Origin of the sequence: Pseudomonas simiae, from assembly GCF_000934565.1 — a bacterium.
In the GTDB taxonomy this organism is placed as follows: domain Bacteria; phylum Pseudomonadota; class Gammaproteobacteria; order Pseudomonadales; family Pseudomonadaceae; genus Aquipseudomonas; species Aquipseudomonas simiae.
This window is the reverse complement of sequence record NZ_CP010896.1, coordinates 4,736,974-4,751,077: the sequence shown is the minus strand read 5'-3', so window position 1 is coordinate 4,751,077 and position 14,104 is coordinate 4,736,974. Positions and strand designations below refer to the sequence as shown.

General features: G+C 60.2%; 8 protein-coding genes. 7 read left to right on the top strand and 1 reads right to left on the bottom strand.

The genetic code is table 11. From position 1 onward, the window contains the following. The first annotated feature begins 110 nt into the window (after positions 1-110). From acs to PF1751_RS21475, 7 genes are all read left to right on the top strand, one after another. A complete protein-coding gene (gene acs / locus PF1751_RS21505) occupies positions 111-2,066 on the top strand; it encodes an acetate--CoA ligase (RefSeq protein WP_010208301.1) in 1,956 nt (651 codons plus the stop codon). A 695-nt stretch (positions 2,067-2,761) separates the two neighbouring features. Further along, positions 2,762-3,547: an ABC transporter substrate-binding protein gene (locus PF1751_RS21500; RefSeq protein WP_010208303.1), complete on the top strand. Its 786-nt coding sequence runs from the start codon at positions 2,762-2,764 to the stop codon at positions 3,545-3,547. 91 nt (positions 3,548-3,638) lie between these two features. Continuing rightward, positions 3,639-4,328 (top strand): ABC transporter permease, encoded by a 690-nt coding sequence (locus PF1751_RS21495; RefSeq protein WP_010208305.1) that lies wholly within the window; start codon positions 3,639-3,641, stop codon positions 4,326-4,328. Further along, positions 4,325-5,023 (top strand): ABC transporter permease, encoded by a 699-nt coding sequence (locus tag PF1751_RS21490; protein WP_010208307.1) that lies wholly within the window; start codon positions 4,325-4,327, stop codon positions 5,021-5,023. Before PF1751_RS21495 ends, PF1751_RS21490 begins: the two co-directional genes overlap by 4 nt. A gap of 1 nt (position 5,024) precedes the next feature. Beyond that, on the top strand, positions 5,025-6,137 hold the full coding sequence (locus PF1751_RS21485) for a succinylglutamate desuccinylase/aspartoacylase family protein (RefSeq protein ID WP_021491462.1): 1,113 nt from the start codon (positions 5,025-5,027) through the stop codon (positions 6,135-6,137). A 27-nt stretch (positions 6,138-6,164) separates the two neighbouring features. Further along, on the top strand, positions 6,165-6,929 hold the full coding sequence (locus PF1751_RS21480) for an ABC transporter ATP-binding protein (RefSeq protein ID WP_010208310.1): 765 nt from the start codon (positions 6,165-6,167) through the stop codon (positions 6,927-6,929). A 246-nt stretch (positions 6,930-7,175) separates the two neighbouring features. Beyond that, a complete protein-coding gene (locus PF1751_RS21475) occupies positions 7,176-8,156 on the top strand; it encodes a GlxA family transcriptional regulator (protein ID WP_010208312.1) in 981 nt (326 codons plus the stop codon). Between the two features lie 14 nt (positions 8,157-8,170). Here the strand turns inward: PF1751_RS21475 and PF1751_RS21470 are convergent, their stop codons facing one another. Continuing rightward, positions 8,171-14,089 carry a dermonecrotic toxin domain-containing protein gene (locus PF1751_RS21470; protein WP_052806519.1) on the bottom strand — a complete coding sequence of 1,973 codons (5,919 nt, stop codon included), beginning with the start codon at positions 14,087-14,089 and terminating at the stop codon, positions 8,171-8,173. Positions 14,090-14,104: the final 15 nt, after the last annotated feature.

Below are 14,104 nucleotides of genomic sequence, written 5' to 3'. Positions count from 1 at the left end.
ATCAGGGCAATTTGTAGGGGCTTGTTACTACCATCGTCGAATGGTTCTATAGGTCGGCCCCGGCTACAACAGGGCCATACAACAACAACTATGTCACCGAGGTAAGAAAGATGAGTGCGGCTTCCCTGTACCCCGTCCGCCCCGAAGTAGCAGCCAACACGCTGACCGACGAGGCGACCTACAAGGCCATGTACCAGCAGTCGGTGGTCAACCCCGATGGCTTCTGGCGCGAGCAAGCCAAGCGCCTTGACTGGATCAAGCCTTTCACCACGGTGAAGCAGACCTCGTTCGACGATCACCATGTCGACATCAAGTGGTTCGCCGATGGCACGCTGAACGTTTCCTACAACTGCCTGGACCGTCACCTCGCCGAGCGCGGCGATCAGGCGGCGATCATCTGGGAAGGCGATGACCCTTCCGAAAGCCGCACCATCACCTACCGCGAGCTGCATGAAGAAGTCTGCAAGTTCGCCAACGCCCTGCGCGGTCAGGATGTGCATCGCGGCGACGTGGTGACTATCTATATGCCGATGATCCCCGAAGCCGTGGTCGCCATGCTGGCCTGTACCCGCATCGGTGCGATCCATTCCGTGGTGTTTGGCGGTTTCTCGCCGGAGGCCCTGGCCGGTCGCATCATCGACTGTAAGTCGAAGGTAGTGATCACCGCCGACGAAGGCATCCGCGCGGGTAAGAAGATTCCGCTGAAGGCCAACGTCGACGACGCCCTGACCAACCCGGAAACCAGCAGCATCCAGAAAGTCATCGTGTGCAAGCGCACCAATGGCAACATCAAGTGGAACCAGCATCGCGACATCTGGTACGAAGACCTGATGAAAGTGGCCGGCACTGTGTGCGCGCCGAAAGAGATGGGGGCTGAAGAAGCGCTGTTCATTCTTTATACCTCTGGCTCAACCGGCAAGCCTAAAGGCGTGCAGCACACCACCGGCGGCTACCTGTTGTACGCAGCCCTGACCCATGAGCGCGTGTTCGACTACCGCCCAGGTGAAATCTACTGGTGCACCGCCGACGTCGGCTGGGTCACCGGCCACACCTATATCGTCTACGGCCCGCTGGCCAATGGCGCGACCACGCTGCTGTTCGAAGGCGTGCCGAACTACCCGGATATCACGCGGGTGGCGAAGATCGTCGACAAGCACAAGGTCAACATCCTCTACACCGCACCGACCGCGATCCGCGCGATGATGGCTTCGGGCACCGCTGCCTGTGAAGGCGCCGATGGCAGCAGCCTGCGTTTGCTGGGTTCGGTGGGCGAGCCGATCAACCCGGAAGCCTGGGACTGGTACTACAAGAACGTCGGCCAATCCCGTTGCCCGATTGTCGATACCTGGTGGCAGACCGAAACCGGCGGCAACATGATGAGCCCACTGCCGGGTGCCCATGCGCTTAAGCCGGGTTCGGCGGCGCGTCCGTTCTTCGGCGTGGTGCCGGCGTTGGTGGATAACCTGGGCAACCTGATCGAAGGGGCTGCCGAGGGCAACCTGGTGATCCTCGATTCGTGGCCAGGCCAGGCGCGGACGCTGTTCGGCGACCATGACCGTTTCGTCGACACCTACTTCAAGACCTTCCGTGGCATGTACTTCACCGGTGACGGTGCGCGTCGTGATGAGGATGGCTACTACTGGATCACCGGCCGCGTGGACGACGTGTTGAACGTGTCCGGCCACCGCATGGGTACCGCCGAGATCGAAAGCGCCATGGTTGCCCACCCGAAAGTCGCCGAAGCGGCGGTGGTGGGTGTCCCGCACGACATCAAGGGCCAGGGCATCTACGTGTATGTCACGCTCAAAAATGGCGAAGAGCCGAATGAAGCCCTGCGCCTGGAACTGAAAAACTGGGTGCGCAAGGAAATCGGTCCGATCGCTTCGCCGGACGTGATCCAGTGGGCACCGGGCTTGCCGAAGACGCGTTCGGGGAAAATCATGCGCCGTATCTTGCGCAAGATTGCCACGGGCGAGTACGACGGGTTGGGCGACATTTCCACCTTGGCGGACCCGGGTGTGGTCGCGCATTTGATTGAAACGCACAAGACCATGAACGTCGCGTAAGGCGGGTTGATGGGGCAGAGCCCCATTCGGTGTGAGCCGAGTGGGGCTTTTTTGTGGGATCTGGCAAACGCTTGAAATCCCTGTGGGAGCGGGCTTGCTCGCGAATGCGGTGTATCAGTCAAAGATGTATTGACTGACCCGCCGCATTCGCGAGCAAGCCCGCTCCCACATCGGGAGGGTACTGCGAGCAGGTATCGGTTAGTGATCTGAAAGACCGGTATAACCTGCAACCCAATAAATATCGGTTTCTCGCGTAGGAGGTTTCTGAATGTTACCGTCGAACGCAAATGTGTAACCCCACGCCCAAACCTGAGGCAAAGGGCTACGCCCATGCCTCGAAAAACCGCGTTTTAGACGCTCCAAGAAATAAGATTAAACGCCAGACTTGCCGTGCTAGAAGGGTTTGCGAATAATAGGCCCGCAACTTGCAGCATCTACAGGTTTAATGTCTTTTGTCTCTGCATAAAATTCAGAGGCTGTCAATGAGCTGGAACCGCTTTCTCGGTGCTTCTGTAAATTGTTGTCGCATTGAGGAAATATCGGCTTCCGGCCTGTCGTTAGAATGCCGATCACTCGCTCGTCGTCTCCAGTGTGTCGCTGGTGTGGGACGCAGCACCGCAATTCGGTTTCCCTTACGCCGCATCGTGGGCCATGGCTCATACTGCTGTTTTGCCCTATACCGATGGAGTCCCAAGATGAAGAAACTCGTGCTGTTGGGCGCCCTGGCGCTGTCCGTGCTGTCCATGCAGGCTTTCGCTGAAGGCAAGCCTCTGAAAATTGGTATCGAAGCGGCTTACCCTCCGTTTGCCTCCAAAGCGCCCGATGGCAGTATCGTCGGCTTTGACTACGACATCGGCAACGCCCTGTGCGAAGAGATGAAGGTCAAGTGCACCTGGGTCGAGCAAGAGTTCGACGGCCTGATCCCCGCGCTGAAAGTGCGCAAGATCGACGCGATCCTGTCGTCCATGTCCATCACTGACGACCGCAAGAAGTCCGTGGACTTCACCAACCGCTACTACCTGACCCCAGCGCGCCTGGTATTGAAGGAAGGCACCGCCGTCAGCGACAGCCTGGATGAACTGAAGGGCAAGAAGATCGGCGTACAGCGCGGTTCGATCCACGATCGTTTCGCCAAGGAAGTCCTGGCGCCTAAAGGCGCAACCATTGTGCCTTACAGCTCGCAGAACGAAATCTACCTGGACGTGGAAGCCGGTCGCCTCGACGGCACCGTGGCTGACGCGACCCTGCTGCAGGAAGGTTTCCTCGATACCCCGGCTGGCAAAGGCTACGCGTTCACCGGCCCAGCCTTCACCGACGCCAAATACTTCGGTGACGGCATAGGCATCGCGGTACGCAAGGGCGACAAGGAAAACCTGGACCGTATCAACGCTGCCATCGCCGCGATCCGTGCCAATGGCAAGTACAAAGAAATCGAGAAAAAGTACTTCAACTTCGACATTTACGGCCCTGAAGCCCAGTAAATCGTCGCAGCTGTCTGTCCGAAATGGCGCAAGCAACAGAATTCCTGAGGTTTGCGCCATTTTTTCATCCCCCTTTTCGAGGACCTGAATCATGTTGAAAGGCTACGGGGCCGTCATCCTCGATGGCGCATGGTTGACGCTTCAGCTCGCCTTGTCGTCCATGGCCTTGGCCATTGTTCTGGGTCTGATCGGGGTCGCGTTACGCCTGTCGCCGGTGCGCTGGTTGGCCTGGCTGGGTGACTTGTACTCCACGGTGATCCGCGGGATCCCCGACCTGGTGCTGATCCTGCTGATTTTCTATGGCGGCCAGGACTTGCTCAACCGCGTCGCGCCGATGCTCGGCTACGACGACTATATCGACTTGAACCCCTTGGCCGCCGGTATCGGCACCCTGGGTTTCATCTTTGGCGCCTACCTCTCGGAAACCTTCCGTGGCGCCTTCATGGCCATTCCCAAGGGTCAGGCCGAAGCCGGCCTGGCGTATGGCATGAGCAGTTTTCAGGTGTTTTTCCGGGTGATGGTGCCGCAGATGATCCGTCTGGCGATCCCTGGCTTCACCAACAACTGGCTGGTACTGACCAAGGCCACTGCGCTGATTTCGGTGGTGGGCCTGCAAGACATGATGTTCAAGGCCAAGCAGGCGGCAGACGCCACCCGCGAGCCTTTTACCTTCTTCCTCGCAGTGGCGGCGATGTACCTGGTGATCACCAGCGTGTCGTTGCTGGCCTTGCGTCATCTTGAGAAGCGCTACTCGGTAGGCGTAAGGGCGGCTGATCTATGATCTTCGACTACAACGTCATCTGGGAGGCCATGCCGCTGTACCTTGGCGGCCTGCTGACCACCCTGAAACTGCTCGCCATCTCGCTGTTCTTCGGCTTGCTCGCTGCCTTGCCTTTGGGCTTGATGCGCGTGTCCAAGCAGCCGATTGTCAACGGCGCGGCCTGGCTCTACACCTATGTGATCCGTGGCACGCCGATGCTGGTGCAGTTGTTCCTGATCTATTACGGCCTGGCCCAGTTCGAAGCGGTGCGCGAAAGTTTCCTGTGGCCGCTGTTGTCCAGTGCCACGTTCTGCGCGTGCCTGGCGTTTGCGATCAACACCAGCGCCTACACCGCCGAGATCATTGCCGGCAGCCTCAAGGCCACCCCCAACGGCGAGATCGAAGCGGCCAAGGCGATGGGGATGTCGCGCTATAAGCTGTACCGCCGCATCCTGTTGCCATCGGCCTTGCGTCGGGCGCTGCCGCAGTACAGTAACGAAGTGATCATGATGCTGCAGACCACCAGCCTGGCCTCCATCGTCACCCTGATCGACATCACCGGTGCCGCGCGCACGGTGAACGCCCAGTTCTACCTGCCGTTCGAAGCCTATATCACCGCCGGTGTGTTCTACCTGTGCCTGACCTTCATCCTGGTGCGCCTGTTCAAGTTGGCCGAGCGCCGCTGGCTGAGCTACCTGGCTCCACGGAAGCACTGATATGGAACGTGTCGATCACCTGTTGCCCTGGGGCCACCTGGGGTGCGAGCGCCAACTGAGCGTGTTCCGTTTCGGCCAGGGCGAACGCAAGGCCTATATTCAGGCCAGCTTGCACGCCGATGAGTTGCCGGGGATGCGCGCCGCGTGGGAGCTGAAGAAGCGCCTCACCGAACTGGAACAGCAAGGTGCGCTCAATGGCGTGATCGAGCTGGTGCCGGTCGCCAACCCGATGGGCCTGGGCCAGTTGCTGCAAGGCAGCCACCAGGGCCGTTTCGAAGTGGGCAGCGGCAAGAATTTCAACCGCGATTTCGTTGAGCTGAGCGAGCCGGTGGCCAAGTTGCTCACGGGCAAGCTGGGGGATGATCCTCACGCCAACGTGCGCATGATTCGCCAGGCGATGACCGATGCGCTCAACGCATTGCCCGAGCCGAACAGCCAGTTGCAAGGCATGCAGCGCATCCTGCTCAGCCACGCCTGCACCGCCGATGTCGTGCTCGACCTGCACTGCGACGCCGAAGCCGCGCTGCACATGTACGCATTGCCCCAGCACTGGCCGCAGTGGCGTTCGCTGTCGGCGCACCTGAATGTGAAAGTCGGCCTGCTGGCGGAAGACTCCGGCGGCAGCTCGTTCGATGAAGCCTGTTCGCTGCCGTGGCTGCGTCTGTCCCAGGCATTCCCCGAGGCGCAGATCCCGCTGGCCTGCCTGGCGACTACGCTGGAATTGGGCGGTCAGGCGGATACGGGACGTGACGAGGCGATCTTCCACGCCGAAGGCATTCTCGCGTTCCTCGCCGAGCAGGGGTTGATCAAGGGCGAATGGCCCGCGCCACAATTCGAACCCTGTGAAGGCCTGCCCTTCGAAGGCACCGAATTACTGTTTGCGCCCCACGCCGGCGTGATCAGCTACCTGCGTAAAGCGGGTGAGTGGGTCGAAAAAGGCGAACCGATTTTTGAAGTGATTGACCCCTTGGAGGACCGCGTCAGCACCCTTTGCGCGGGCACCTCGGGGGTGTTGTTTGCCGTTGAACGGCTACGTTATGCCCAAGCGGGTTTCTGGCTGGCCAAGGTGGCGGGGCGCGATGCGCTGCGTCACGGGCGCTTGCTCAACGACTGACCACCTGTTTCTGTGAGAACCGACCGCATGTACAAACTTGAAGTCCAAGACCTGCATAAACGCTATGGCAGTCATGAAGTGCTCAAAGGCGTGTCCCTGGCTGCTGCAGCCGGTGATGTGATCAGCATCATCGGTTCCAGCGGTTCAGGCAAAAGTACCTTTTTGCGCTGCATCAACCTGCTGGAGCAACCCCACGCCGGCAAGATTCTGCTCAACAACGAAGAGCTGAAACTGGTGGCCAACAAGGACGGCGCCATGAAGGCCGCCGACCCCAAGCAACTGCAACGCATGCGTTCGCGCTTGTCCATGGTGTTCCAGCATTTCAACCTGTGGTCGCACATGACCGCGATTGAAAACGTGATGGAAGCGCCCGTGCACGTGCTCGGCGTGTCGAAGAAAGAAGCCCGTGAAAAGGCCGAGCACTACCTGGCCAAGGTCGGCGTGGGCCATCGTAAGGATGCGTTCCCTGGCCACATGTCCGGCGGTGAGCAGCAGCGCGTAGCCATCGCCCGTGCCCTGGCGATGGAACCTGAGGTGATGCTGTTCGACGAACCCACCTCGGCCCTCGACCCGGAACTGGTCGGTGAAGTGCTCAAGGTGATGCAGGACCTGGCGCAGGAAGGCCGCACCATGGTGGTGGTGACCCACGAAATGGGCTTTGCCCGTGAAGTCTCGAACCAACTGGTGTTCCTGCACAAAGGTATCGTCGAAGAGCGCGGCAACCCGCGTGAAGTGCTGGTGAACCCACAATCGGAGCGCTTGCAGCAGTTCCTCTCGGGCAGCCTGAAATAATCAAGACTGCTTTTGTGCACTGAAGTAGTGCATGCTCGGCAGTCTTCAGGTTGGCCCAGGCCCCCTGTGGGAGCGGGCTTGCTCGCGAAGCGGAGTGTCAGTCGATACATGTATAGCTGAAGTACCGCCTTCGCGAGCAAGCTCGGTCCGACATTTGGATATTCATCAGCTTTAAAGATTTGTGTTGGTTTACGGGCTAGCATTAGCCCTTGTCTTCATTACGTTACTCGCTTCGGATAGCACTCCATGACCGCCCATAAAATTGGTTTCCTGATTTGGCCCAGCACAAAAGCCCTGACGCTTGCGCTGGCTGAGGAGGCCTTGCGCGTTGCCCAGCGGGTGCATCCGGACGTGGTCTACGAGCTGTCGTTCCTGCAAGCCGAGCCGTCCACCGAGGGCGCCTGGCAACTGCCGGGCGAGCCGTGGGGCGGTAAGCTGGAGGGTTTCCAGAAGCTGTTCCTGCTGGCGGACGAACCCCCCGCGGTCATCGCCTCCCCATTGAGCACCGCCCTCAAGCAACTGGTTCGCGCCGGATGCGTGATCGGTGGCTTGTCGGCTGGTGTGTACCCGCTGGCCCAGCTCGGCCTGCTCGACGGCTATCGTGCCGCCGTGCACTGGCGCTGGCAGGACGATTTTGCCGAGCGTTTCCCCAAGGTCATCGCCACCAGCCATTTGTTCGACTGGGACCGCGATCGACTCACCGCCTGCGGTGGCATGTCGGTGCTCGACCTGCTCCTGGCAGTGTTGGCCCGTGATCATGGCGCCGAACTGGCCGGTGCGGTCTCCGAAGAGTTGGTGGTGGAACGCATCCGTGAAGGTGGCGAACGCCAGCGCATTCCGCTGCAAAACCGCCTGGGATCCAGCCATCCCAAGCTGACCCAGGCCGTGCTGCTGATGGAAGCCAACATTGAAGAGCCGCTGACTACCGACGAAATCGCCCAGCATGTGTGCGTGTCGCGACGACAACTCGAACGGATCTTCAAGCAGTACCTCAATCGCGTCCCCAGCCAGTACTACCTGGAGCTGCGCCTGAACAAGGCCCGCCAGATGTTGATGCAAACCAGCAAGTCGATCATCCAGATCGGCCTGTCGTGCGGTTTTTCCTCAGGGCCGCACTTCTCCAGCGCCTACCGTAATTTTTTCGGCGCCACCCCTCGTGAAGACCGCAACCAGCGCCGTAGCAGCAGCCCGTTTGAGTTGTCGTCGGTACCGTCCGAGCGCGGTTGATCGACAGCGGGGTCTTATTCCTCCATCGGCTCTGGTGAACGGGGCCTGACCAAAGGACTGCCGTTCTCATCCAGCCCGGCTGCGGCCACCGCTAAGTCGTCACCGGTCAGCAGGTAGTAGTGCCTGAGCGTATCCAGGCTCGATGCCGACAAGGGGTTGCCGCTGATGTCTGAGTCGGTGTCGAGCTGCGTGGCCAGTTGCAGAAAGTCTGCAGGAATCTCTTCGATCAAATTGTCGCTCAAGTCCAGGCTGCGCAACTCGTGCAAGGCGAACAGCCCTTGTGGGAGGTGGGTAATGTCGGTGTCTGGCAGGTACAGCGTTTCCAGTTCGGTCAGTTGACTGACGTCAGGCGTGAGGCCCAGCCGGTTGCCACCCAGGTCCAGGTACTCCAGTCTGCTCATCCATGACAGGGCGTGGACACTGGTGGGTGTCAAGCGGATAGCTGACTCGGTCAGGCTCAGGGCGTTGAGCGCTGGCAGGCTGAGTGCGGTGAGGGGAATTTCGCCCAGACTGAATCGTGTGATGACCAGGCTCCTGAGTTTTGGGAAGCATTTGAGCAGTCCGTCGATGCGGGTGGTGGTGCCATTGCCTTCTAGGTCGAGTGTCGTCACATGGTCGAACCGGGCGCTCAGTTCGGGCAGCTCGCCCAGTATCGGCATTTCAAAAGTCAGCTTATGGGTCGGCCGAACGTCGTCGTTGTTGTCGTCCAGTTCGCTTTCGCGGCGCCAGGCTGCTTCAAGCAGCGTTTTGAATGCACGGCGATTAAGCTGATCCTGTGCCCGCGTTTGTTCATCCAATGGTGTGTCCACGACGGGGTGCCGTTCTGGGACATTCACCACCCACTCTTCTAGGTCGGTGCGCAGTTGTGCGTATTCGGTTTCAAGTCGTTCGATGGCAGGCTCTGTCGCGTCCAGGTCACCGGACAGCTCAAAAAAGAAGCGGCTGGCTTCGTGTTCGGTGAAGGTGGGGTACAGCGCTTTGATCCTTTCTCGCGACGTCGTCGGGGCATCGACGCGCCAATGCTCGCCAGTGCGTTGGCAATGGCGTTTGATCTGCATCAGCCCCGAGCGGTTCAGCGGGTTGCGGGAGAGGTCGAAGACGGCGGTTACTGAGTCGGGGAGCCTGAACGCGCTGTCGGGAATCTGGGTGATCAGGTTGTTGCTCAGGTTGACGCGTTGGCGCTCCACGGCCTTCAGCAGGCCGTCGGGGATTGCCGTCAAGCCGGTGTCTTCAAGTTCGATGCTGGTAAGTCTGGGGAGCGCGCTGAAATCCGGCAGTTGCCCCAGAGCGGTGTTATGGCTCAAGTCCAGTGTTGCCAGCTCGCTCAGCGTGGTGAGTGAGGCGGTACTCTCGGTTGATAAGGTGAGCGCGCAACGGGGCAGGCGCAAGGATGACAGTTGCGGCAGGTCCCATACCGAAGCAGGGATATCGCCCATCACATACCCCTCGATGAATAAGTGGTTAAGGGTCGGGAATCCTCTGAAAAAAAGCGGCGACTGCAACGGGAATGGACCCTGCGCGCCCTTCAGGTGCAATGAAGACACGTGCCTGAACACGCCGCTGTCGAGTGACGGGAAGGTGCCAGTCACAGGCTGCGGGCTTTCCACGGTGAACGTGGAAATGGCCTGTGGGCCGCTCGTATCCAATGCACCTTCTCGGCGCCAGCACGCTTGGAGTTCCTCTTTGAAATTCACTCGCCGGGCTTGCTCCTCCGGTACGGGGGCCTGTCGTGCCCACGTATCAAGGCCGTCGGACAGGTTGGCATATTCGACTTCCAGCCGTGCCAGTTCGATCTGACCTATTTCAATCGTGCCGGGCAGGCCAAAGAGAAAGCGGTTGACTTCGTTCACGCTAAAGTCGGGGAAGAGCGTGTTGACGCGCTGAATATCGATTGCCAGGGCATCGACTTCCCAATAGCGGCCTGTTCGTTGGTAATAACTTTTTACCTGCTCCAAGGTCGCTCGCGACAGGGGATTGCCCGAGAGGTCGAAGGTGGCCGAGGTGTCGGCGGGCAGCTCGAACAGCGCGGAAGGCAACTGGGTGATCCGGTTTCTGGACAGCACCGCCAGCTCCAGCGATGCTCGACTGAGCAGCCCGGCAGGGAGGTTGGAAATGCCGGTCTCGGACAGGTCCAGAGCGCGCAGATCAATCATGCGTTCAACGCTCGGGGACAATCCCAGCGGGTTGCTGTACAGGTCCAGGGTCCGAAGTCTATTCATGGCTGTCAGCGTATTCAGGCTATCGGGTGTCAGGGTGATACCGCAGTTGCTGAGGATCAATGTGTTGAGGCGCGGCATTGCGCTGAGAGTGGCTGGCAGCTGACCCAGTTGGGCATGGGTGATACTGAGGTGGCGAATGTTCGGAAAGCTGCGCAAAAAAACATCGATATTAGTCAGTGCAGACTGGTTGCCACTGAGTTCAAGGTAGGAAATATGCTCGAAATTGGCCGGCAGCGCCGGTAGCTCTCCATACAAAATGGCGTGCGATTTGAGTGTTTGACCGTTTTGGCTGGGATGCTCGAAGTAGGTGTCTGTCTCGGTTTCCCGGCGCCAGGCGCGTAAGAGTTCACGCCAGAAAAGGATGCGGTTTTGCCGCATGTCACTGTATTCCTGACGGCCCATGCTCACCTCGGTGCCCGGATAGCTGTGCGGGGGGCGGGCGGCCCAGTCGGCCAGGGCACGATTCAGATGCTGAAACTCCTGGCGCAGGGCCGTTAATGTCGCAAAGGCTCCGCCCGGACGGCGCTCCAACGTTTGGATCATCTCGCCGATCTGTTCATCGGTGTGGGCTGGATACAGTTCCCGTGCCAGCGCCTGCAGGTCGGGCTGTTCGGCCGGTGCCGGCGGGTAGTTGTCCATGCCCAGCAGGCGCAGGTGGGTGCGGGTGTCGGTGGGCGCGCGTGCGGGTTCGGCGGTGATCAGCGTACGCAACGGCGCGCGTTTCAGGGCATGGGTGCGCAGGGCCAGCCTTAAAGCGGGGCCTTGGCCGATGTGCAAGCCCAGGGCGTTGCGCTCGGCATCGGGGAGGGCCTGCAGCACCGCGTTGTACAGGTCGGTCGCGCCGGACAGTTCGCCGCTGTCGTCTTGCGGGGTGTAACGCCCGTCGGGCGAACGGACCAGGGTTCGTTTGATGCGTGCCTTCGGTTTGCCGATGGCATCCAGGAGGGCGGCCTCGGGCGTGGGGCTTCTGATCTCAATGCGCACCTTTTTTCCTGCCCAGCCAGGCAATTTCTCCAGGGAGTGCAAGGCCAGTCGGTGGGTGTCGAGGGTCTCCGTCGAGTCGAGGTACAAACCGTCGTAGGCATGGTTCACCCTGGCTTCGTCCCGCAGCGATTGGGCCAACTCGCTCAAGCGCGCGGGGATCTTGCCTTCGTCAACGGCCTTGAGTTCCTGGCTGTTGGCGGTGTCCAGCAGGGCGTCGGCTGCGGTGAGCGGCAATCCGGGTGTGTTGTCTATCATGGCCTGTTGGCGAGGGGTGATAGGGCGCTCCAGCTGTTGGTAGCGGGTGTTGAACAATTCAGCTCGATGCAATTGGGCCCGCCCGGCCAGTTTTTTTCTGAGTTTAAGCGCGCGATTTTTCAGGGAGGTGACCGGGTCGCCGAATGCTTCCCCCAGCAAGGTTTTGCGTTGGGGCTCATCCAGGGCCTCCAGCAGCGTTTCCAGCACGACATCTTGTTTCAGCTGGGCTTCGTGTATCTGCACCACACTGGCGTTTTTTTCGCCGGGCAGCTCCCAGGCGGTTCTGCCGTTTGAGTCAAGGAAACGCAGGGTCTTGGCTTTTGGCCAAAGCTCCAGGTTGGCCAGCAGGTGCAGTTGGGACTGCGCATCGGCCCGTCGGTAAATCGCCGGATCATCGCTGTTCATTTGATCGATGAAGTCCTGCAACGCCTGGTCGATCCGGAAGCGATCAACGGTGTCGGTCAGCAAGGGGGGCGGCTGATGCTGGTTGACGTACATCTTGCGCAGCGCACCTTCGCGGGTGCCGCTGATACGACGAGCAGCGACCAACTGCTCATCACTGAGCCCGGCGGTTTTAGGGCCTTGACGTTTCATGAGGGTGGTGCTGTCCCAGCTTAGCGGCGTGTCCAGCTCGTTTAGCCAGGCGCCCTTGTCGTTGCTCAACAGGGGTGGGCGGTAGGCGTTGCTCCGGGTGGGATGTTGCAGGTAGCGCTGCTGGGTGACGGGATCGGTCTCGACCATGAAAGGTTTGTCCGCGAGCAGCAGGATGTTTTTACCGTTGTAGGCATGCAGCCCTTGGGCGTTTGGGTAGGAGTGGCTCGCCAGTCGGAGGTCGTGGGCGTAGGGCGCGAGGTCGGGTTTCCAGAGCCGCGTCTTGCCATTGGGTAGAGCGACAGGCTTGAAACTGTCGAAAAACTTTATGGCATCCGCGGGCAACAGCGTGCGCAGGGTGCTCGCGGCAATGGGCGCACCCGCGATGAACAGGCCCAGTTGTATCCCTTGCTCTACGAATGACAGCAAATGTGCGAACGCCTCGGTCACGTCGCCCACCGCCCAGTCAATGACCCATTCGAAGGCCTCGTCCAGCATTTGGTAGGCGCTGTAGCCAAGCATCAGCAAACCCACGGGCGGCACAAACGGGGCGACGATGAGCGCCGCGATTTGCAGGATCGCCGAGGCGACTTTCTGCACGATGGCCCAGCGCTCCCAGCGTACTCGCTGGTCGACGCTGGCGGTGGACACCGCGATGGCGCGGGCATCGCTGAACACCTTGCTGAGTTTTGTCTGAAACAAGTGGGTGAACAGATCCCCACTGATCGCAGTGGCGCGGAATGCCAGGTGCGGCTGGTCGATGGGTGTTTCGCGCCAGGACGGCAGTGGATCGCCGCGGGTGTGCGGGTGCCAGGTGACCTTGGACAGCCTGCGGTTGAGGTCGGCGAAGAAGAGGCCGCGTTCTTCGTGGCTGATGAAACGGCTGAAGAATTGTTGATACTCGGCGCTGCGCAGGTTGTTGCCCAGGGCGGTCATGAAGTCGACAAGAGTGGGGTACTGCTTGAGCGGTGCGTAAGGGTCGTCGGGGATATAGGCGATAACGCCTACGGGATGCCGGCTGCCGATGTTCTCGGCAAACAGCACGATGCCGGTGAGCGCCGTCGACATGATGCTCAGGTTGTAGCACTGCAGTGGGTAGCAGGTGCTTGGGTTGTCGTCGGTGTTGAGCAGGCGCTGCAACCGTGTGACGGACTGATCATCGTGCAGATCGCCTTTCATCCAGGCCATTTGCAGCGCGACGTTCAAGTCTGCTGCCTGGCTGTGCTTGAGCTTCAGTTGCAGGCTGGCCATGGCCAGCGGGTTGTTGAAGTCAAAGAACTGCTCAAGGTAGCGCTGGTACTTGGCGCCGATGTCCAGCTCGCGGCACAAAGCGGTGAACTGCGCCACCGTGATGCGTGTGTCGAGCGCAGGCAGCGTGTCGAATTGGCCGGTGCTGGTGGGCTTGGTGATGAAGCCGGATGACGCTTCAAATACCTCGCCGGCTTCGAAGTTGTGCAGGGCAGCGTCCAGCAATGACACAGTCCAGGTTCTTGCCGCGCCTGAGCGCACCGAGAACCATGGGATCGTCAGGGGAATATAAAGGCGCAAATACGTGGTCTCGACGTCACGTTCGATGCCAAAGCGCCGTTTGAGTAACTGCGCGAGCAGGGGCGCCCCGAATGCCTGCGGCGATTTCAGGGTGCCCATGGCCTGATCCACCTTGGATTGTGCCTCCCAGGCACGACTCACTCGGTTTTTCAGGGTGTCATGAGCGTCGGGGGACGCGGTTTTGTACCACTGCGGAATGCTTGGCTTAACGTTGTTCAGCGCTGTGCGCTTGGCTGGGGAAAGGGTGGGCAGCCAGGCGGGCACGGCTTGCATGAGGATATCCTGGTGCAGGTCGCGATATGCCGACACGTCCGGGAGCTGAATGGGTGAGGTCACTGGAATACGCCTTTG